We start from the raw sequence: 21,642 nt of genomic DNA, 5'->3' as shown, positions 1-21,642 counted from the left end.
CTGCAGGCCTGTTTGGAAAATCTGCCAGGTTTCTGCCAGATATTTTGTGGGAATCTGTGCTGGCATATGCGTCTCGGTGCAAAGCTGACCTCGGTTGTTCGCGGCTAGCTCAGGCAGGTGTGAGTCTCAAAGTGATTCAGGAGGCGGCAGGGCATAAGACTATTCAGATGAGCGCCAGATACGCACACATGGATCATTCTTCACTGGTCAATGCGATGTCGGTGCTGAACCGTCAAAAATCAGCCTAGCCACCACACAGGACTTTCGCCTATCATTCGCCTAGGGTGGATGAACCGAAACAGAACTCGATAGGTGCCCTCTGGTTGGATATGTCAGCGCGGTCACCCCTGCCAACGGCTCAAGACCGGGCAAGGATCGCCGCTTCCATCCGCAAGGGGCTCGCAGCTGTCCGATACAAGGTTACGATGCGGTTCGAAGAACAGGGCAGCAAGTGGCACGTCAGCTTCTGGATAGCTGGATCGCGGATATACGAATGCACGGCGAGAACCGATGAAGCTCTAACGGCCATCGCCAAACGTGGTCGTGCGCTTGGATAAGCAGGCATTGGAGTTCGGGATGTGGTCAGGAGGGGGATCATCGCCGTGGTGCTGGATGAGGGGCAGATGGCAAAATTGGAGGCTCTTAGGTGAAGGCGATTCCGTCTGGCTCCTATGGATCCCATCGCATACCATCACTACTCGAAGGTCGCTAGACGATAGTACCTAGCCTATCTTTCGATTCTTATTGAGTCGCCGTCCGATAGGCCTTATTCTTCGGATTAGCAACCAACTCAGGAGAACCCCCCTTGCGACTGTTGAGAGTCCTCGTCGTTTCGCTGTTCTGCGCCTTTTTTCTGCTCGTCAACCAAAACCTTTTGGCGCAAGTCGCAACAGGGCAATATGCGAACGGAGCATTCGATTCTCGTGCCGGTGGAGACGTAATCAATGTTGGCAATCTTAATGTCCATCTGAGCATCCCGATTCTGAATAAGCCGGGGCGCGGGATGCCATTCCAATACTCGCTCGCGTACGACAGCTCCATTTGGTACCCGGTTACATCCGGGACAACGAAGAAGTGGACACCCGTTAGCTTATGGGGATGGTCTGGCGATACCAACGCTATCACCGGGTTTCTTAACTACGAGACTGATACCTCGACTTCGCCTGAGGTCGGCGGCCCTCAGCCAGTTTCTGGTGGGAAGATAACCCAATGCACCATTGCGACATATGGCGGGTGGATTTATTACGATCAATTTGGCGTGGGACACCCTTTTACGGTCTCAACGTCTCGCCTTACCTCAGGCAGTGCTGATTACTGCCCCGCAACAACAGGTTTCCTTGCAGTCAGTGGTGCTGCTACGGATGGTTCTGGATACCAGATAAATGTGACTGCTTACACCCATGCCACTATTACGACTGCGAACGGTACGAAGATCGTTGCTCCGATTCTTTCCACCAGTGGTGCTGGCACGGTTACAGACACAAATGGTAATCAGATATCGGTTGATACGACCGGCCATTTTACAGACACTACCGGCAATATAGCTTTGACTGTGGCAGGAACAGCTCCAAGCCCACGAACATTCACCTACACCAACTATTCAGGGCAAGCAGTTTCCGTCACGGTTACTTACCTGAATCACACTGTGCAGACGGCCTTTGGATGCTCCGGTGTGAGCGAATATGCTGCTAGCACCTCTCCTCTTGTCGATAGAGTTACCTTTCCTGACGGCAGATATTATGCATTTACATATGAACCGACTCCTGGTAACGCTTCGGCTACGACAGGCAGGATTGTGTCAGTTCGGATACCTACCGGTGCCACCATATCCTATGCCTATACCGGGGGCAGCAATGGCATCAACTGCACAGATGGTAGCGCTGCGGGTCTGACACGCACTGCCACGGCGGATGCTGATTCTCTTGGAACTGAAGTTGATTATGTCCGCTCAACGGTCACGAACTCCACATCGCACACGGATGTTACTGTCGCTGGTCATGTAATAGCCTATGACTTTGTACAAGCGTCGAACGTGCCTTCGACGGTAACGTCACTCCTCTTGCCTTCAAGTGTCTCAGTGTACGCAACGTCCGCTACTGGAACCCCGCTTCGCAAGGACGCATTTTGCTATGCGAGCTTTGGTGGAGCTGGATCAAGCTGTACCTCGTCGTTCACATACCCTATTTATACCGCGGGACGTGGCTCAACATATGATGGGCTCGAAACGGAGAGTGACCTTCGATACTTTAGCGCGTTCACCGGAAATTTAAATAAAGAAGAAGTTTTGACAGCTAGCATAAGCACCTACGTATCAGACCTAGTCAACCACCGGATGGACGAGATTCAGCTCTTGAATGGGCTTTATGTGAAATATTCAGATACTTACTATGATGCGACTCAGATATTTCTAAATACTACCTACACTTACGATGGCTCAACTCCGCAAGCAACAAGTGGTGTCCCCATGCATGCCGCAGTCGCAGGTGATCGTGCTAATGTAACCTCCGTTAACACCTACTTTGCCAATGTTTCCGGGAGCTATATAACAACGAATATCACATACAACGACACCGGTGCCGTGCTCAACTCGACCGACCCCATGAACGGGACGACGACCTATAACTACGACAGCACGTTCACCTATGCGACTGGGGCTACACCCCCAACGCCCTCAAGCGGAGTGAACCTGTCAACCGGTGCAGGCTATGACACAGCGCATACCGGCCTACCCACGAGCAGCACAGATGTCAACGGTCAGACCACCACGATCACCGGCTATGACAGCTTGTTCCGGCCAACTGGCTATTCGTTCCCGACTGAAATCAACGGTGTTGTTGGAACGGGGAGTGCGACCATCGTGGCTTCGACAAACGAGACGATTCAGACTCGTTCAATGTCCGGTGGCACAGAGACGCGTGAGACGTTTGCTGATGCATACGGGCGGACGCGCAGAGTCGCTGTAGAAAAGGCGTCGGGCGATTGGTATTTGCAAGACACATGCTACGACGCGAATGGTCGGGTGTCTTTCACTTCCTATCCTTATGAAGCAGCAACCGATTCGGTCACGCAGGTATGCTCGGGGCGGGGCGATACGTACACCTACGACGCTCTTGGGCGGATACTGTCTGTGCAGCATGATGATGGCACTTCATTCGTTCATCAATATCTGGGACAGACGGAGTCTCGTACTAACGAGAATGGGCATAAGAAGCTAATCAAGACTGATGCCCTTGGTCGGACGGCAGCGGTATGCGAAATCACTTCGGTAACTTTGCCAAACTCAGGTGCTCCGGTGGATTGCGGCATGGACATCGCAGGGACTGGCTATCTGACAACCTACGCCTACGATCTTGCGAACCACACAACGACGGTTACGCAGGGAAGTCAGACTCGCACCTTCGTAACGGATTGGCTGGGTCGAACGACCAGCGTAACGGAGCCTGAGTCGGGAACGACCACGTATGCGTATAGCTCCAATTCGACTGGTTTGGTTGTGACTCGCGTGAAGCCAAAGGCGAACCAGACCGACCCGACTGTCAAGACCACGACGGTGACGCAGTACGATAATGCATCCCGCGTCGTTTCGATCACCTATGACGATGGCACTCCCACGAAGACCTTTAGCTACGATCAGGCAACGGCAAGTGTTGGAGGAACAAACCTCGGCTCCTCTAAGGGGCAGATGACCTCATTTGCAACGGGTTCGAGCATCGGGTTCCTTGGCTATGACGCAGGTGGTCGCGTGAAGCTGCTTATCAGTTGCACCACCGCAAACTGTGCAACTGGTTCAGCCACACAGCAGAACTATTCCTTCGATGCCATAGGGAACCTCTTGTCGGCTTCAGACGGTACTGGACACACGACCGGCTATACCTACGACGTTGCCTCTGAACCGTTGACCGCTTCCAGTCTCTATGGAAGCGTCTCTACCCCTATAGTTTCCGGCGCGAGCTATGGAGCGTACGGCTTGCTGAGCACGACGCTTGGCAATGGCCTGATCGCTCTTAATAGCTATGATGGGTTGGGACGTCCAAGTTCGAAGTATCTATGCTCCGGCTCAGCGAGTGCTGGGTGTGCTGGTGGGTCTACACTGTATGGCATGACGGCTACATGGTCAGGCAAGGAAATGACCTCCGCATCGGATACAGTGCTGAATCAGTCGATGAACTATGGGTATGACGAGTTCAATCGCCTGGCCTCGAAGACTGTGACCTCTGGGACGACGCAGAACTTGACGTTTACCTATGACCGATACGGCAACCGCCTCGGACAGGCATCCTCCAGCGGTGATCCGTCCGTGTCAGCAACCTTCAATGCCGCGAATCAGATTACATCTCTGGCAAGCAGCACACGTTCGGCGGCGGGGCTTCCATACTCCTACGATGCAGCCGGGAATATGACTTCGGACGGACTGTATACCTACACCTACGATGCGGAAGGGAATGTTATTGCCTCTTCGGGCGTCTCTTCGTCCTCGTACGTCTACGACGCAATGAACCGTCGTATCGGGGTAACGAACTCTGGCACGACGAATAACTTCGTCTTCAACTCAAGCGGAAGCCGAGTGGCTACCCTCGATTCGGCTGGCAATGTGGTGTCGGAGAACGTGTACTTTGGCGGCTCTTCGATAGCGTTGTTCAACGCCTCTGGTCTTCATTTCCAGCACCAAGATCATCTTGGTACGGCTAGAGTGCAGACCACATCGGCGGGAGCGGTTGAGGGTTCCTACTCGTCGCTACCGTTTGGTGATGGCTACACGGCGAGTGGTGTAGATCAAGACCCCGGACATTACACCGGTTTGGATAGCAACAATGACGGGACGGTACATGCTATGTTCCGCGACTATTCACCACTGTCGGGAACATGGACAAGCCCTGATCCATATTCGGGTAGCTACAACGCAGCTAACCCGCAGAGCTTGAACCGGTACTCTTATGTGCTGAATAGTCCTCTTTCGTACCGCGACCCAAGTGGTTTGTACTGTGAGTGGTTCACAGATGACAACCCCGATGTCGTCGAAGAAACGGATGAAGGTAATCCTGTAGATTCAGATACATGTATCTCATCCGGCGGTCAGTATACCGATAGTAGCTACGATAACGGATATACTGAAATTACAGTCAGCGCAGATGCTTTGCCCGGTTGGAGTGTGGATTGGGGCTATTACTTCGGATCGGATGGCTCTTTAGCCCCAAGTAACCCAGCTTGCTCTGCGAATGATTCACAAGTCGTCCGAAATGCCTCGGTAGCAGCGTTGTCCAACCTGAATCCTTCGCAGAATCAAGCCAACAACATAAGTCCTCTAAACGCAAACTTTGCTGCGGTAGGAAATCCTTCCGCGATCAATACCCAAGGCTGGACTTCGCAGGCGTCAGTACATGGAAGTGCTACTGAATCACCATTTATACCTAGTCAAAATACCTTTGTGGCCAAGATGTACAGCGATCCAAAGCTAGGAAACACAATTGCGGTGGTCTATCCAACAATGAGTTTTATGCATTTTGTGCAAGCCGCAGAATACGAGCTTGGGGTGCATGTTAACGCCGCAAATGCAAGGGCATATTTGGGATGCCGTTGATACATCGAGGCGAAGGATGAAGAAAGCAATTTTTACGATATTTTTTGGGATTTGGCCGCTGTTTCTTGGAGTATTTCTTCCATATGTTTCATTTTTTGGAGGTCTCAGGCTGCTGAACATTTTGTGGAGTATTGCGAACGGTCTCGGTCTTTGGGTGATCGATGCATCTGTCGGCCTCAGCGTGCAGTCCAAAGCGACTGTCATCGGAGCGTTCCTTTGGCCTATCGCAGTTTCGGCTGCTATGGCCTTTTGGGGATCTAGACTCTTCGATATGTCTTCCAAAACCCGCATTGTCGCAGTCTCCTTGTTGCTTGCATCGTCGCTATTCACGGTTAGCCTTGGCTCGGCTCAGCACGCTCCAGCGGTTAAATATCCGACATACTATCGGTTATTCTTTGCGGTTTGGTAATGGAGTCTAGCTCCTACTCCTATGATTACGATGCTGTCAACGCTTGTACATTTGGACTCGCCCCAAATAAAAATGGATGGGACTGGGATGAGAAACCCCACTGGCCAACGCCTCAACCACCACATCCTCGCCAGCAGTCCTTCGGCGATTGCTTCAACGGCGCTATGAAAGCGAACGCACTTCCCGGGGGAAGCAACACTCAAAACACTCTTACGGCTACGACAACAGCGGCGACGATATGGAATTTGATATCGCCGAATCCTGTTGCGAAAACGGTCGGAGCTGTGAACGCCTGGTACAACCTGAGCCGCATATTACCAGCGGCCTTAGTGTGTTCTGATCCTGACGCACATTTCTGACATCGATAGGGGACGAAGAACATGATTGACTTGTTGAGCTTATTAGCCTCTGTTGCATCTCTCGCATACTGGTATTTCGCAACACTAATTCGTCGTCGTCTTCAGGAAGTCGATGGAGGTTCCTCGAGTTCTCTTTTGATCTTCAATATGCCGAGTCTTCTAAGGCGCTACTGGCTGCTCGCGCTTGACCGACATTGGTCAAGGCTGCCTGTACTTGGTGCATGCGTTAGCTTCTGCGGCGGAGTGATTTTCTGCTTCGGGATCGTGATCCGATTGTTAGGCTTTGCAAAATGACGGGCCGCCTAAAAGCAGCAAGCCGTCCCTTCGGGACGACTTGCTTGCGTCTATCCTCCATCGGATGCTGGCGGAATAATTGAGGATCAAGCAGGGCAAGCGTTAAATAACGCAAGCCAGACTGCTATTGTGAATGCTTATATTTATTCGGCAACGCAAATAAAATCAAAGGGAGGAGTTGTCCTAATTATGCCATTTAAATCAACCACGTTTAGTTCGATGGTTGATGACTCGCTAGCATTATCGAGATATAGCATGTATCTAGTGGGTGTTAATTTTGCGGTTAATGAAGCTCCGCAGGCTATTGATGCTGCGGCTAATCCAACACCGTGTAGATTGTTCTAAAGGCGACGTCAGAAATGACAAATCGTTTTATATTTTTCCGATTATTCTTGCCATTTATGCTCATTGCAATTGTGATGTGCATCTTGGCGGGAATCCATTTATTCCCAACCCCACAATCGTAAAAACATTTAACGTTATATGTTTTTCGCTTGTCATTTTGGCTATTTTTTACTGGGAAAACGGGGGTTTATGGATTATAGCTAGATTCCGATGGATGCTTTTAATGTTTTCCGTCAGCTATTCGTTATTTGTATATTTTATTTTGGCTAAGTTAGGCTATATAGATAAATATGAATGGTTTCTTTTTGGGATGGTAGAAATGTTTGTCTGGTTGAGAATCACCAGGTTAACCATTCTTTCGGAGAAGCGCTCTCAATGAACAACCTATCTTCCCCTCCACTATATATAGTGGAGCTTCTTTACTTCACGAGATGTTCGACGCACCAGCCGATAACAGACACGCAAGCGGCTATCCCACTTGAGTAGCCGACCAACTTATACTTCCATCGATCTAGTTCATGGACGTTGTGCTCCAGCTTGGTGACTCGTCCCGGCTGTCCGTTGCCTCGAAGGTCGTACATGCCAGTTTCTAACGTCGCGAGTCGTCCTTCGCTTGAACGGGTGAATTGATTTAGTTCCTCACGCAGGTCGCGAAGTTCGGAGAGGATGAGAGATGTTGTTGATTCGGGCATGTATTTCCTTAATTGGTTGAATTGAATAGAGCAGCCTCAGCCGCTCGCCTGCTAACTAATCCCGGCAACACTTTGCCGCCCGCCTTTGTCCACTTTGAAAACTCCAGCGCAGCATCGGCAAACTTGCCCGCGTTGAGCAGCTCACGAAGAGTCGAATGCAAGAAGTTGCCGATACCGATGTTGTAAGCAAAATCGCACAGCGCGTCGTATTGGTTTTGGTCGAGTGGAACGCGGACGCCAATATCGACTGCGTGTTCGGCTGTTGCCATATCCGAGCGCAGGCGGTCATCAGCTTCTTCTTGCGTGATGACCATCCCCGCGCGAACGTTCGTGGTGCTTCCGTACCCGATTGTCCAAACGCCTGCTGAATCTCTATATGCTTTGAGGCGCAAGCCTTCGAAGGACTTGGTTAATGCCAAGCCCCGTTCACCGATTTGCATGGTGATTTATCCCGTAATGTAGATTTCGTACACCGACATCAACGTCGATGCAGGGTCATACGTTGAACTGGTAACAATCCCCGCACCACCGCCAGCACCGGGGCCAACAGGAGGCTCTGCTCCACTAGAGCCGGGATCGACCTCAACGGCTGGATACGCATAGATATGTACGCTTACCGAGTTGAGTGCGACGTTGGCAGGGATGGTGTAGGTGTAGGTCTGTTGTGCAAACGTAGCCGTTGCTTCGAAGACCGTCGCACTACCAGCCGTCGAGCCAGAGCCCCAGCTAATGGTGCAACCACATTGACCATCGCCGATCATCCTTGCGTAAGCGTTGATGCTTAAAGTGGATTCGCTTGCCAAGGCAATCGCAGGGAAGCCAGAGAAGGAACCTTCGCCCGTAGTCCAGGTTGTTGTGGTGGTAACGCCAGAACAAAGAGCGTAGGTTGCAAGGTCACCGTCATATGCTTGACCGGGGTTCGCCGTTGATCGAGTGCCGGTATCGCTGTACGTCGATGGATAGTACAGCGTCGTTGTCGATGTGCCACCGCCAGAGCTAGAGACATACGGTGTGATGATGCTATCGATGAGGAAGAATCCGAGCTTCCCAACGAAATCAGCCTTGTTGGTTGTAGCGATCGGCGTGACATTACCACCCGCATATGCTGTATCGACGTAGTAGACGTAATATTGCGTCTGCTGGAGCAGCGCAGCACCCGAGCCGCCTATCGTCCCATCGGTTGTAATCATCACTGCACCAGAAGGGAAGATAGGCAGGGATAGCGAGCCAACTTGAGCAGTGAAGGGCATACAGTCAATCGCTGCTGTGTTGTTGGGATACGCCTCGCCAACGAGTGAACCGATGCCGTATCCGTCCGCGCTCTGAGTGTTGAGCACAAGACCGGCGACGAAGCCATCCAACTCCACCCAAACGGATGTGCCGCCGTTGGAGCGCAATGAACGGATACGGATGTTATAGGTTTGACCGGCAACGGCGTTGATGTAAGCAAGGGTCGAAGGTGCGACGATGACCTGATCTTCAGCACCGTCTACAGCTTTCTCATCGGTGGCAATCTTCACGTAGGTCTTCAATGAGGCGTGTAATTCGCCAACTTCGAGAATGCCCTCGGGCTTGCCAGCTTCAATCGGGCAGAGGTCCTGCACCGCTTGAAGGATGACTTCACCAGTCGCCTTCAACGCTTTACGTTCGGCTGCTATTCGTTGCTCATTCGCTAGGCGTTGGAGTTTGGTTCGTAAGGCTGTGAAATCGTCGGGCATGATGCTTCCTTGCGTAGGCGGTCGGCCAACTCAAGAGCGAGTTGGTTGAAATCGCTGACCTGTTGCAGTTGCTTCTCGTTGAGTTTGCTTCCACCGCTACGCTTGAATTCACGGAAGTGTGGCGCGAACTCAGTCCACGACACTCCCTTCTCGGGAGGATTCATGGAGTGGTTGATCGTCGCTGCTGTCGTCAATGCGGCGACCATCTCTTCATGTGCAAGGCGGTCACGGTGACGATTCATCAGCAGGTGGAAGAGTGCTGGAGTTAATCGGAAGAACTCTTCATCGGATAGACCAAGATCGTATCGAGCGCGGGACCAGAGGTAGTGAATGCTCAGTTCGCTGGGGTCGCGTCCTGAGCTGAAGCTTCCCCCAGGTCGTCTTCATCCTCTGCTTCGAGGTCTTCAACAGAAGCAAACCAAGCGGTACGAATCGCGGTCTGTACACTGCTCATGTTGCGAATCGTGATCCATGAACCAACCTCTTCGAGGGTGAGGTCGGGATCATCGTGCAGCAATGATGCGTAAAGTAGTGCGCGAACGTTCTTCGCTTCCACTTCGGATACAACTGCACGAAGCAGGTTCAAGCCTGTGAGTTCATCTACGCGAATCACTGTGTTGAAGTCGAAGAGCAACTTGCGCTTCTTGCCTGCGATGTCCAGATAGACCGATGGCAGTAATGGATTGTGTGTTGCGTGGGACATATGACCTCAAAAAGGTTGAGGCTCCACGGTGGGAGCCTCTGGGGTGATCTGGATTAGCTGCCTGCGGTGTAGGTCGGCGCGTCTGTCTGCTGCACGGTGAAGTTAAACGTCACTGCATCGGTCATCGAGGCATCCATCGTCGGACGTGTTGACACATAACCAACGAAGGTCTGCAAAGCGCCGGTCGTCTGTCCTGCAACAGGAGCGAACTGTAGCTGCCAATAAAGGAGCGTCTGCACATCAAAAGCGGCAGTAACAAGCAACTGGCCGGGGTCGCCAGCAGGGATAAGGAATCCAGTAACGGTCACATCGCCGGGAGTGATTAGGCCAGGTGCGGACTGCTTGCGTGGCTGACCACCTGTCACTCCAGAGGGTGCATTGAGGTCTGTTACGTCGATGTAATCGACTTTGTCTGCACCGAAGGTGATCTTGGATAGCTTGTTTACGGGCGTAAATGTGCCGGTCGAGGTTGTGGAAACCGAGAGCGTGGCCTTGAGGCCGAGCTGGAATGTTTGAGTGGCTGTAGCCATGTGTAAGAGTCCTTAACGTGGAATACCTCGCTTGTGGGCGAGGTGTCGTGAAGCAATGAAGATGTGGGTGTGTGGGTGCTACTCGGTGTGGGTCAACTTGTAATCAACAGACACGCCATAGAGGCGAGCGTCAGCGTTGAACGCATCGACCGTCACGCCTGCACGTAGACAAGCGGATACTGTTGTGCCATCGTTCAGAATGCCGGTGAATAAATCGAGCACGTTACGTATCGCTGATGCGATGGTCTTGCACGTTGCGTAGTCGTTCGCCCAGGACGTGAACTCGATGCGCGTGACAACCATGCCTAACGCGCCTGTGAGTTCGTACGTAGGTACGGCGGATAGTGTGCGAAGGGTTATCGCTGGTAGCGTTGGCGGCTCAGGTAGCAGAACGGGATAGATTCGACCGGCGATGATTGATGTGAGCGTGGTGTCTGTGTTTAGCAGGTCAACGATGGAGGCTTCGATCATTGCGTCGGCTCCATCTCTAACGCGAGAACAACGATGACTCGATTGCGTTCCTGCACATTGTCGATTGCTTGAATGTCGTAGGTACCGGTGGCTGCAACGATTCGCATTCCAGCCTTCAACGGCACTGAGTTCTGATAACGCATCACGATTCGGTGAGTTACTTGTGACGAAAATCCTGCTGCCGTGGACTTTTCACTCAGCGATAAAGAGCGGATGGAAGCGCGGGTGGTCAGTACCGTCGTCCATGTCAATGCTTGGCCGAAGCCAGCAGAAGATGACGCCTGGATATCTATCGATGTGCGTAGCGAACCAGAATTGATCGTGAGAGGATCGCGCATTAGTACACCGTGTCGAATGTGTGTGGAGCCAGTAGGGAATCAACGCCGAGGGGAATGTTTGTCAGCGATGCTTCTGTGGTGGCCTCGCGGTGTGCGTAAAAGTGTGAGACCAGCAAGAGGATGGCGAGCTTAATATCAGTTGGGCAGTTGTCTGCATTCACGCCGTCGCCATACGTACCCATCGTGTAAGTGATCTGTACTTGGCCGGGGATGTAATTCTGCTGATACGGCCACACGCAGCCGGGGGCTGGCATGATGCGGCCCGGTTCGCTCACTGTGTCCACGACGTAGGTTGAAGCGGGGAGCGTTACAGGTGTGCCGTCGTTGCCGGTGTACTTAATGGACTGAACCGAGGCTAGTCCTGCCTTCGGAACGATGATTGAGAGTGATCGGATGTAGCTAGATACGTAGGCGTACTGGTCTGCACCTGAAACACACTCACTCAACAGTGGGAAGTAGTCGAGCGTCATCAACATAGAGCGTGTGAAGATGTAACGCTGCATCACGCGTTCGCAATACTGACGAGCCGCCACTATATATAGAGTGATGAGTGTATCGTCGGCGGTAAAGGTGTTATCGATCACAAGCTGTTGCTTCGCCATCGCGAGTGTCACTGGTTCGGCTGCTGGTTGTGTGAGTTCGCGATAGGACAGAGGCATGGATAGGTCTCAAGAGGTAACCCCAAGGCCATTGCTGACCTCGGGGCTTTAGGGTCGCGTTGAATTACTTGATCGTCAGGGACACAAGCGAAGGAGTGGTCGTCGATGCAATCGTCGGAGCACCACCAGCGCGAGCGAAGGCAACCACACCAAGGCGGTTCAGTTCAATCCAGCGGTCTGCGCTCTGCTTGATGACGATGCCTGGTTCGACCTCGCGTAGCGTGTAGGCTGCGCTATGGTCACCGAAGCGGATCGGCGTATTACCCGTTGCCACAGTCGATGCGTACTGGTCGATCTTCACGGGGAAACCGAAGATGGTTCCAACGAAGCCCGAGATGCCGCCATCGTTGAAGGGCAGGAACAGGGGACGACCGTTAGCGTCGGCCAGGTTCATCACCGCGCCGAGCGTCGAGGTTGAGAAAGACCAGACAGCGTTAGTCGTGTAGGCCGGATCGAGAGCAGTCATCAAGCCGACGAGGTCCGCGTACTTAACGGTCGCAGCCGTTCCGCTGGTAAGAGCCGAAGGTGCAGAGAGGGCTGTGAAGTTGCTACCGTTGCCCTGAACGATGGCCTGCGACACCGAGCGGATGTAACGCAGATTGATCGCCGCGTTTACGTCGGTGACGAGGTCATAGCTGACATCCTGGACTAGTTTGTTATCGAGCAGGATGGGATTCGAGCGGAGTCCATCAACCTTCAGCAGCGTGCCGGTGATCGACGGATCGGTCGTGGATACAGCCGTGCTATCGAGAACGAAGCCATTCGCGGTGTCGTCCCACAGCGGTTGGCGAACATCTTCGCCAGTCGTGGTACGCATACGTTTGACGATGTCCATGATCGAACCGGCGGACTTCTTTGCCTGGATCGGATCGACAGCAGCAACAGGGATCATCACACCGCCGTTAGCAGCTACAGTGAGGTCACGCTGTTCAAAACGTTCACCCTTCAGGAAGCTACGCAATGCAATGTTCGCAGCGGCATTGCGCTCTTCAAAGCTGCGCTCATCCTTTGCGGAGTGATTCTCTACAGCACCGCGAGGCGGGGTGTTGGTTGGCAGGGAACGCTGCTCTGATTCGGCCGAGGCTTCCATGCGTTCGATGTCACCCTTGAGGACGTTAGCATCCGCGAGCATGGCGTCTACGCTGGCGCGGGTTTCGGCGGTTACGTTGTCAGCCTGCATGGCGGTGCGGGCATCGATCAGGAGTTTGTTACGCTTTTCGGTTAGTTCGCGGTGAGTCATTGATTAGGTCCTTGGTGGCTTAAATGGGATCGCCGCGCCTGTGAGGGCACGGTGTGATGAAGCGGTTTGGGATTTGGTGAGGCTTAGGAGGCTTCGGCTAGGCGAAGCAGGAGGTCAGCGTTGGCTTTCCATTCGTCTTCGTGCTGCACGAGCGATTCAGGCTTGGTGACCTCTTCGCTGCGCTGCTCAAAGCGAGAGCGGAACTCGGCAGGACATGAATCCGGCAGGGAACGAACGTTAGCGTTTGCCGCACCATAGAAGGGATATGTGACAGGCGAGACATCAAGCAGTTGTTCGATTTCGAGAATCGTGCGGAGCACAGAGCCGTCTGGCTGGTCTGTCCATTGGTCACGTTTCGTGACGAAACCAAAGGATGAACCAGTCACGTCTTTGCGCCGCATCGAGACGATAAGGTCATTCGCGACCGTGGTATCAGGAGGGTCGATCACATAGCTGAGACCGCGTGCGTCCAAGGCCAACGTCAACGTGCCAGAGGTGGTGCGACCTAAAACGTGGTCAGGGTTGTGGTTCCAGAGACCGCGAACATCGGGATTAGTGGCGAGCACGTTATTAAAGCAGTGCGGGTCTAACGTCTCAGTCCATAGGCCGTTGCTTGCAGGGGATGAGAAGACCGCCGCATACCCGCTGATGGTCGTCTTGTTATCAGCTTCGGAGAGTCGAAACTCAGTCGTTATGTTGCGGCGTTCAATCTTCATCTTTGTTGTCCTGCGTGAGGTCTGTAATCGGGGTTGTGTCGCTTGTGTCGGTGGGGACGCCAAGCTGATCAAGGGGGATCATGTTTACTTGCGTGATGAGCTTCTTTGCTGCACCACCGCGAGGAGCATAGCCAAGAAGAGCGCGGCATTCGTCTGCATCGAGGACTGCCCATTGACGTGTCAGTGAGATGGCCGTCGCCATCGCCGCGAAATCGCCGCGTTGCCTTTCGGTTACGTCGAAGTCCACGAAGAATCGTGACGACTTGAGGAGCTTACGTTTCAGTTCCGCTTCGAGACGAACGAGGATGGGACGCAGCGTGTCTACGACGAACCCCATTTGCTGACCGGTGTAGTTATTGTTGGATAGCTTCTCAGTAGAACCAACCATGAACGCTGGAATCTTGTACATCGCTGCGATGTCAGAACGTTGATAGTTCCGTGCGACTAAGAATTGCGAATCTTCAGGTGATAGGCCAATCTGCTCAACGGACCAATCGCCCCAGAGGAATCCCTGCTTGTGCTGATTGATGCCCGAGTGGGCTGCTTGCCACGCCTCCACGAATTCTTTTTGAGCCTTAGCATCAGGCTTACCGTTAGTTTTGTTGATGAGCAGAGATGATGGTTGGGCACCATTAGCGAACCAACGAGCGCCAAACTTCTCCATTGCTCTCGCTGTTGCGAATGACTCGCGAGCAGCGGTGACAGGAGATACACCTTTGATCCCATCGAGGGAGAATAGGGGGAAATGTAGAACATCTACGGACGGAATGATGCGATATGCACCGTTATCCATACCGTCTGTGGTCTTGTATGCGAGTTGACCGGTTACGTTGCGAATCGGTTCGGTCTTTAAGGGATGCAAAGGCCAGATTGATTCCACTGCCCCGGTCGGGTCACGCACGATTTGAGCGTATCCATTACCTGTGAGAGCCGATGAGCCAACGATGGTGGACCAAAAGGTAAAGGCCGTCATCTCATCGTTCGGTGACTCGGTTAGAAGTGGCCAGAGTCGATGATCTATAGCGGGTGCGTCGCCTTCATCCGTCGAGCGCATGAGGCGGCATGGAAGAGAAGCCACAGCTTCAGCCAGGATCGTGACGCATGTGTAAACGGTGCTAATGCAGAGCGCGTTCTTCTCGGTTACAACCTCACCAGATGAGGACAGGCCACCACCCGTATCACCCCACGCAGCCATAGCTGTCAGTGGTGTGGAGGGGCTGTTGATGTTCCATCGTCTTTCGACGGTGGTGCCATCGCTCAGTCCGAGCGTCGTGATGCTGCGTTCAAATAAAGGCATGTCTTTTAGGCAAATAAAAAGCCGTAGTCGGCTGTTGGTTCAGGTTCTGCTAGTCGTGCCCTCGTCATTGCAATGAAGAGAGCGACAGCTACGTCAATCTTGTTTTCGGGGCGCGACTTGTCGGGCATTGTGTAATTGCCAGCAGCCGTTTCGCGGGTGAGCACATTGCTCATGCACCAAGTCAGAACTGGATTGCCGTCGTGGTGGAAACGTCCGTCGGCTACAGCAGCTTCGAGTTCTTTCATCGCTGGCGATAAGACCGCCGAGGATGGAGGTACATCGATGCGAGTGACGCCAGAGAGTTCGCTGACGCGCTGGCTCCACTGGTCGGCGTAGCGCGGATCATAGGGGATTTCACGCACTTGATTGATCGCGATGTCTGCGAGTGCGTCCGCTTCTAACATGGCGTAATCAAGGGAGGAGCCGGGTGTCGCACTGAGGTGTTGTTGTTCAACCCATGCTTGGTAATGCGTGTTCTCGGGCAGGTTTATGCGCTCTTCAGGAAGGTACGCGCGGCATAGAGCGTAGTAGTGAGGTCGGTCACCTTGTGTGTCGTCGCGATAGAGACGCACACACGCGGAGAGGTCTAGCTTGCTCGCGAGGTCAGAGCCTATCCAGCATGGGAGATGTTTAACGCTGTCTGCTGTGAGCGTTGGGTCGAAGCACTTTGACCACGCAGTCATATTCATCCAACTCGCCGCAGCGGTTGACCATATATTGAGGTGCATCGCTTTTACGTTGTTGGCGTGAGCGGGATTGCGGGTTGCATCTTTAATGGCGAGACGAATCTTCTCAGCGTCGTTGGAAATACCCAGGTTCGGGTTCGCCATCCGTAGGGCTGTTTCACTTGTCCATTCGACCGAACCATCGGCTGCATAGATCGCGGTGAAGAATCGTTCGTCGGGCATTGAGCCGTCGACTGCTTTGATTGCGCGGTCTTGGAGTTGATAACAGGGTGAAGCGGACGATGCCACGCCTGCTGTGGTGATCGTCAGCAGCAGTGAGTTGACCGTCTTATTGCATCCGGTTTTGAACGTTCCATACAGGTCGTCTGTGATCGCTTGGTGGTACTCATCGAGCACCGCAAGGAGTGGACGCGAGCCGTGACGACCGCGACCAATAACAGGTTGGAAACGGGAACCTGATAGCGAGAAGATGGACTTCTTCTGTGCAATGACGTTGATCGCGGCGAATGCGGGATTCGATTCAACGAAGTGACGAGCAACGCGGTGTACCTCGTCACTCTGCTGGAGTGACATCGCACCGCAATATGCCTCAGCTTTGGGAACGTTGAGGCCAAAGGTGAAGAGCAGAGACATAGCCGCTGCCCAAGGTGATTTACCGTTACCTTTGGCGACAACGATGTACGCCTCTATATATTTGCGAAGACCTTCGTTATCGACCCATCCCATGAGGGAGGCGGTGAGCCATATCTGCCAGTCAGAGAGAAGGAATCGTTGTCCTGATTCGAGTGTGAGGCTTTCGATGAATGCACATGCACGATTGACTTGTGTAGCGTCATAGTGCCAGCGGGAATCAACTTGTTGGAGGTCCTCGATATGACGCTGGCAAGCTAACTTGATCCATTTAGAGGAGACGATTCCACCTGAGACTACGCGCTTGCAATAGGCGGTTGCTTCATTGGCGTAGTCCTTGGTCATCGTGGTTCATATCGAAAAACGCATCAAGCGGGTCTGCCTTCTGCTTTGTGGGAGCCGTCACATTGAGGCGTGAGCGTGAGGACGGGGTGAAGCCAAACTCTGCGGCGAATTTATGCATCGCGCTCTTCGCTTGGAAGGCGATGAGCACGTATGGACTGGTGGTCACGTTGCCTGTGGGTGATGTAATCGTGTAACCGTTATCTGCAAGGTGCTGTTCTGCCATGCACCATGTAGCCCAGGACTGGCAATAGGCTGCTAATGCAGCGCGGTCAACTGATGTGAGGAGTCCTGAGGCCGTTAGGTCAGCGGAGAGACGATGCCATTCCTTCTTTGCTTCTTCAGAGAGGTGCGAAGGGCAATTGGCTCCAGATGCGAACGTGGGTTCGCTCTTGTTCAGCCGACGCTTACCGGGATTGCCCGATAGCTCTTTGATTAGGGTTGGTTTGGGCTTCCTTCCAGCCATATTCATTCTTCTTTCGGGCTGAATTCAGCTTTTTCAATTCGCGGTCGTGAAAGTGTTTCCACGTTGCGGTGACACAAGGCTCAATATCGAACAAATTGACGCCCCCTATCCCCTTAATGCCTCACGATGTTCCGGATTAGGTCATGGAGAGACGACTGTAAGGGTTGGATCATCGTGATTCAATAGCGGTCTTAATGTTGTGACAAGGTCTGCAAAGTGATTGCAAATTATCAATGTCAAGTCGGCGCGTTGGATCAACACTGATCGGGATGATGTGATCGACGTCAATCGCAGGAGTAACGAGTCCATCTCGTAGGCAATGCTGGCACAGGTAGCGGTCACGTCGTAGTGCAATCAATCTGATTCGTCGCCAGTCGTTGTCATAGCCGCGCGTTTGTGACTGCCCACGCCAGCGGTCGTAATCATTGGTGTGCTGTTTGTGATTGTTGCAGTAACCGTTATCGACCAGTTCTGAACAGTTCGGCTGCTTGCACGCGCGCTTTGCTCTGGACGGCATTCTTACTGAGCGTCGGACTTGAGTTCTGCGTAGATGGATTCGGCCTGTGGCAGGAACATGTTCTTGAAGTACGTAAAGAACTGCTCTGCGGCTGCTAGTGTTGCTACATCTGCTGTCAGAGAGATTCCTCTTGCTTCGGCGGCGATTGTGCCAGCGGTCAGAACGCTTGATGCGTTCTGTACCAGCGTAGTGATGAGGGTCTTCACTGCTGGTTCATCTTTGATTGCGTGGTCGAGTAGCGAGATGGTGTTTGGAATGGAGGTCGCTACCTTCTCTACTGCATGAGCTATGTCTATAGCTGCTGTTTTGATATCTGATATGGGATTCATTGTGATCTTCTCGTGCGCGGAGCAGTAGCCAGATGGAACTAGAGCCGAACAATTTGGATACTTGCAGGGTTTACTTGCTCTTGTTGCCATTGAGGAGATGAGTGAAGGCCAGTGCTGCTTCTTGTGGGACTACACCATTGCCGATCATTGCAATTCGTTTAGCGCGGTTCGTGCAGTGATCTTTATGGATCGTTCTGGACGGTTCGTAATCGTGCTGCTCATCGCCTTGGCCTTTAGGGAAGCCGGGGAATGCACAGGTGACGGGTACAGAAGCATTGGTCCAGCCGATAGGCCATCCCATGAGCGTTTCAGCCCATGCAGGATTCAATCTGTTCGTTGAAGATCCGTCGCTATGCCCTTGTACTTCGCTCACGATATTGGTGAACTTGCCAGTAGTCAGGCAGAACTTCGAGTCGGTCTTCAGTGGTGTGGACCAGTTGCGAACCTCACGTGTCACGGTATTGTGAGCCGTGGTGATTCGAGTGCTTTCACAGGAATCATGCTTCTGAGGTGTAGTCCAATTCTTGCCGTAAACCACTTGTTCACGCAGCGTAGGGCAAGATGTTCTGCCCGGTCGATTCCTCTGCTGATACGCAGTGAGTGATTCCTTCGATCTTGGTTCCAGTTTGTCCATCACATTCGGAGTCAGCCAGTTCTCTTCGCCAGGCGATGCAGAACCAACGTTCTCTTTTGTGGGGCGCGCCAGCTTCTTCGGCAGTGTGACACTGCCATGTCGCATCAAACCCTGCTTCGTCCAGGAGCCGCATAACGTCTGCGATGGGAGCTGTGGTGTCTGATTTGGCTGAGAGCAAACCTGGAACGTTTTCGAGGAAGAGCAGAGCTGCGCCTGCTTCATTGGTGATGCGTAGAACGTCGCCGAATAGGTATCTTTCATCTTCGATACCAGCTCGTTTACCGGCGACACTGAACGGCTGGCAAGGGAAGCCTGCAATGATGCAGTCAACGTGTCCTCTAAGCTGGCTGGCGTCGAGAGTTGTAACGTCTGACCAGATAGGTGCTTCGCAGAGGAGCTTGTCTTGCATCCTCGCTTTGAGGACTTCTTGCGCGTAGGTTTCACGTTCGCAGTAGAGGATGGTTCGGAGGTCATAATCTTGTGCCTTGAGAGCGGCCCCGACGCCACGGTCGAGCATTCCTGTTCCACTGAACAGGCTGATTGCGGTGAGTGTCTTCATGTATGGGGCTTAAACAACGAAGGACCAACTCTGACGGCCGGTCCTGATATCGCTGAAGGAGGGATTGCACCTGTTTGGAATGCGAGTGAGCAGTGCATTCGAGGTCGGTGCGAGACCTATAGGCCACGTGGTTACTGTGGGCTGGTTATTTGCCCTCTACTCTATCAGCGGAGATGAGGCCGAAAACAACACGCCGCTATGGGAAATAGTCGAATTATTGGTGGCCGGTCAGGGAACCTGATTGATGTGAGGTGCGGGAATAGCAAAAGCGACCAGCCACTCGTAAGGGATTCGCCCGTGGCTGGTCGCTGCTTTAGCTGGCTGCTAGGGATGAGGTGCTGCCAGCCAATCTCGATGTGTGGTCCGTGCCGGTCGGTCGGAGCCGCCGGGCACATGGTAGAGGGTAGATATCTCTACTTACTGAGTAGATGTAACTCATAGTAAAACTACCCGTCACGGCAACCCAGATACACTACTCGTATCATCCCCCTGTAAATAGGGATTCCAGTCAGGGGTAGCCGGTGGAAAGGTGGCGCCAAGGTGGTATCTCCTCGTGATGGACCGATGTCCACGCCTACGCAAGCAACTTAATGTTCGATTAGCCTTGCGGCTACGTCACGTATAACCCGTAAACATCCAGCTCTTCAGTCCATCGCAGGACATCAACGTGCTGGCCACGCTCCCTTTGCTATTACTAGTCCTATAAATATCAGCCAATTAGCTGGCCAATGCGGGTAACGGTTGACTAGTGGGTGTGCAGCGTATGAGCCTTGCGTTGCTCTGCGGGTTTTCTCTCCCGCTACGCCCGATCTGTCTGTTCAGATCGTAGGAACCCCATCCCTAACCGCCTGCGATTACTCGCAGGATTTGTTCTTTGATTCCGGCCAGCTGAGAAGCTAATTCCAGGGATGGCCTGCCATAACGACGCATTTTAGGTTGGCGACGGAAGGACTTTAGTAACTATATAGATATTACACGAACTTAGGTTTCGAGCCAAAGCGGCCTCTATATATAACAACGGAGTTAGACGCTAAAACAACAGTCATCAACTGAATATTCCTGCCGAAACCTGCGAAATCGTTCACGAAGGGCAGTCACGTTGACTTGCAATAGTTCTGCGGCTTCCTTAAAGGAGAAGCCCGCGAGTAATAGCTTCGCGGCTGGCTGGATCGAATCAGGCAAGAACGATGTGTCGAAGTAGTGGTGTTCTTCCTGTGGCTGCTCTAGAACGTCTACCTGGTTGAGCTTCGGTCTGTCCCACTGCTGACGGCGTTCATTTCGGATGATGACAGATACCCAACGTGCAAAGGAGCCTTCGTCCTGAGGTGTGAACGTCGGAAGCCGCTCCCACACGCGAAAAACAACATTCTGTGACATATCCTCCGAGGAATCACGGAACTCAAAACGGAAGGACTTGAGTGCAGCACTCCTTACTGAAGAAAGGAGCGCGTGCATAGTCACATCATTGGGATTCGCGGCCCACGCGGAGTAGAGGTTGTTAAGTGTCTTATCCATTCAGTAAGCGATTCCTTCGGTTCGCGCCGCCATTGCAGCGTGTTCTTCACTCGTGACGTAGACGATTCGAGTTCCCCGATTGGGTTGGAACCGCCACGCCTCGATGATCGCTTCGGCCTCAAGATCGCCATCAATGTAGGCGTCCATAGTGCCGACCGAGGGCTTGAGAGAGGGTGCTGCTTTCCAGAGTTGTCTAACCATTAGGCTGCCGCCTTCATCGTTGCGGCGATCTGACCTAGTTCGTTTGCTAGTCGGATAGCTTTGTGGAGTACGGCATGTTCGCGCTGCGTTACGAGCTGGATGTGAGTCTGGTTGATGCAACGCTTATTCTGGCAAACATGGTGGAGTTCCCAGCGGAAAGAGCCATCAGGACATGGCGTCGTCGGCATGGGGCCGTTTATAGACTCCCACGCTACGCGGTGAGCGTATAAAACCTTCTGGCCGTCACCAATGGTCGGATAACCAGCTTGCGATGAGAGGGAACCGGTCCAGTTGTAACAGCCGGTTTGATGATCGATAGTGTACTTGCCGTCGAGGCGGTTAAAGGGTGGGGTATAAGTTGCCATATATACCCACTGCTAGTATATGGAATTTGATTGAATCGCCAAATTATTC

Annotated in this window: 23 protein-coding genes; 2 read left to right on the top strand and 21 right to left on the bottom strand. The window is 52.9% G+C overall.

Annotated elements, in window-relative coordinates; all coding sequences use genetic code 11:
• Positions 1-2,464 precede the first annotated feature (2,464 nt).
• Positions 2,465-5,578 carry a hypothetical protein gene (locus tag PW792_08295; protein ID MDE1161933.1) on the top strand — a complete coding sequence of 1,038 codons (3,114 nt, stop codon included), beginning with the start codon at positions 2,465-2,467 and terminating at the stop codon, positions 5,576-5,578.
• A gap of 16 nt (positions 5,579-5,594) precedes the next feature.
• Positions 5,595-5,987 (top strand): hypothetical protein, encoded by a 393-nt coding sequence (locus tag PW792_08290; GenBank protein ID MDE1161932.1) that lies wholly within the window; start codon positions 5,595-5,597, stop codon positions 5,985-5,987.
• 1,417 nt (positions 5,988-7,404) lie between these two features.
• Here PW792_08290 and PW792_08285 read toward each other — a convergent pair.
• The 21 genes from PW792_08285 to PW792_08185 all read right to left on the bottom strand — a co-directional run bounded on the left by PW792_08285 (position 7,405) and on the right by PW792_08185 (position 21,593).
• Positions 7,405-7,677 (bottom strand): hypothetical protein, encoded by a 273-nt coding sequence (locus tag PW792_08285; GenBank protein MDE1161931.1) that lies wholly within the window; start codon positions 7,675-7,677, stop codon positions 7,405-7,407.
• An 8-nt stretch (positions 7,678-7,685) separates the two neighbouring features.
• On the bottom strand, positions 7,686-8,117 hold the full coding sequence (locus PW792_08280) for a lysozyme (protein MDE1161930.1): 432 nt from the start codon (positions 8,115-8,117) through the stop codon (positions 7,686-7,688).
• 6 nt (positions 8,118-8,123) lie between these two features.
• Positions 8,124-9,395: a hypothetical protein gene (locus PW792_08275; GenBank protein MDE1161929.1), complete on the bottom strand. Its 1,272-nt coding sequence runs from the start codon at positions 9,393-9,395 to the stop codon at positions 8,124-8,126.
• Positions 9,350-9,637 carry a hypothetical protein gene (locus PW792_08270; protein MDE1161928.1) on the bottom strand — a complete coding sequence of 96 codons (288 nt, stop codon included), beginning with the start codon at positions 9,635-9,637 and terminating at the stop codon, positions 9,350-9,352. The genes PW792_08275 and PW792_08270 overlap by 46 nt, the downstream gene beginning before the upstream one ends.
• Positions 9,638-9,729: 92 nt before the next feature.
• The gene (locus PW792_08265; GenBank protein MDE1161927.1) at positions 9,730-10,098 is read right to left on the bottom strand and encodes a hypothetical protein; all 369 of its coding nucleotides are present in this window, start codon (positions 10,096-10,098) and stop codon (positions 9,730-9,732) included.
• Positions 10,099-10,151: 53 nt separating this feature from the next.
• Positions 10,152-10,628 carry a hypothetical protein gene (locus PW792_08260; protein ID MDE1161926.1) on the bottom strand — a complete coding sequence of 159 codons (477 nt, stop codon included), beginning with the start codon at positions 10,626-10,628 and terminating at the stop codon, positions 10,152-10,154.
• A gap of 78 nt (positions 10,629-10,706) precedes the next feature.
• On the bottom strand, positions 10,707-11,099 hold the full coding sequence (locus PW792_08255) for a DUF3168 domain-containing protein (protein MDE1161925.1): 393 nt from the start codon (positions 11,097-11,099) through the stop codon (positions 10,707-10,709).
• Positions 11,096-11,437, bottom strand: coding sequence for a phage head closure protein (locus PW792_08250; GenBank protein ID MDE1161924.1), 342 nt, complete (start codon positions 11,435-11,437; stop codon positions 11,096-11,098). Before PW792_08250 ends, PW792_08255 begins: the two co-directional genes overlap by 4 nt.
• Positions 11,437-12,096, bottom strand: a complete 660-nt coding sequence (locus tag PW792_08245; GenBank protein MDE1161923.1) for a head-tail connector protein — start codon at positions 12,094-12,096, stop codon at positions 11,437-11,439. The genes PW792_08250 and PW792_08245 overlap by 1 nt, the downstream gene beginning before the upstream one ends.
• Positions 12,097-12,160: 64 nt before the next feature.
• Complete coding sequence (locus PW792_08240; protein ID MDE1161922.1) at positions 12,161-13,336, bottom strand: phage major capsid protein; 1,176 nt, start codon at positions 13,334-13,336, stop codon at positions 12,161-12,163.
• Positions 13,337-13,419: 83 nt separating this feature from the next.
• Positions 13,420-14,052: an HK97 family phage prohead protease gene (locus PW792_08235; GenBank protein ID MDE1161921.1), complete on the bottom strand. Its 633-nt coding sequence runs from the start codon at positions 14,050-14,052 to the stop codon at positions 13,420-13,422.
• On the bottom strand, positions 14,042-15,349 hold the full coding sequence (locus tag PW792_08230) for a phage portal protein (GenBank protein MDE1161920.1): 1,308 nt from the start codon (positions 15,347-15,349) through the stop codon (positions 14,042-14,044). The genes PW792_08235 and PW792_08230 overlap by 11 nt, the downstream gene beginning before the upstream one ends.
• Before the next feature lie 5 nt (positions 15,350-15,354).
• Positions 15,355-17,010: a terminase large subunit gene (locus PW792_08225; GenBank protein MDE1161919.1), complete on the bottom strand. Its 1,656-nt coding sequence runs from the start codon at positions 17,008-17,010 to the stop codon at positions 15,355-15,357.
• The gene (locus PW792_08220) at positions 16,988-17,473 is read right to left on the bottom strand and encodes a phage terminase small subunit P27 family (GenBank protein MDE1161918.1); all 486 of its coding nucleotides are present in this window, start codon (positions 17,471-17,473) and stop codon (positions 16,988-16,990) included. Before PW792_08220 ends, PW792_08225 begins: the two co-directional genes overlap by 23 nt.
• Before the next feature lie 169 nt (positions 17,474-17,642).
• Positions 17,643-17,990: an HNH endonuclease gene (locus PW792_08215; protein MDE1161917.1), complete on the bottom strand. Its 348-nt coding sequence runs from the start codon at positions 17,988-17,990 to the stop codon at positions 17,643-17,645.
• A 2-nt stretch (positions 17,991-17,992) separates the two neighbouring features.
• Positions 17,993-18,319: a hypothetical protein gene (locus PW792_08210; protein ID MDE1161916.1), complete on the bottom strand. Its 327-nt coding sequence runs from the start codon at positions 18,317-18,319 to the stop codon at positions 17,993-17,995.
• A 70-nt stretch (positions 18,320-18,389) separates the two neighbouring features.
• Complete coding sequence (locus PW792_08205) at positions 18,390-18,776, bottom strand: hypothetical protein (GenBank protein ID MDE1161915.1); 387 nt, start codon at positions 18,774-18,776, stop codon at positions 18,390-18,392.
• A gap of 85 nt (positions 18,777-18,861) precedes the next feature.
• Positions 18,862-19,512: a DNA cytosine methyltransferase gene (locus tag PW792_08200; GenBank protein MDE1161914.1), complete on the bottom strand. Its 651-nt coding sequence runs from the start codon at positions 19,510-19,512 to the stop codon at positions 18,862-18,864.
• A 1,023-nt stretch (positions 19,513-20,535) separates the two neighbouring features.
• The gene (locus PW792_08195; GenBank protein MDE1161913.1) at positions 20,536-21,027 is read right to left on the bottom strand and encodes a sigma factor; all 492 of its coding nucleotides are present in this window, start codon (positions 21,025-21,027) and stop codon (positions 20,536-20,538) included.
• Positions 21,028-21,228, bottom strand: coding sequence for a hypothetical protein (locus PW792_08190; GenBank protein ID MDE1161912.1), 201 nt, complete (start codon positions 21,226-21,228; stop codon positions 21,028-21,030).
• A complete protein-coding gene (locus tag PW792_08185; GenBank protein MDE1161911.1) occupies positions 21,228-21,593 on the bottom strand; it encodes an HNH endonuclease signature motif containing protein in 366 nt (121 codons plus the stop codon). The genes PW792_08190 and PW792_08185 overlap by 1 nt, the downstream gene beginning before the upstream one ends.
• Positions 21,594-21,642: the final 49 nt, after the last annotated feature.

This window comes from Acidobacteriaceae bacterium (assembly GCA_028283655.1).
Taxonomy (GTDB): domain Bacteria; phylum Acidobacteriota; class Terriglobia; order Terriglobales; family Acidobacteriaceae; genus Granulicella.
The sequence above is the reverse complement of the archived record's forward strand: the minus strand, read 5'-3'. Positions and strand labels throughout refer to the sequence as shown.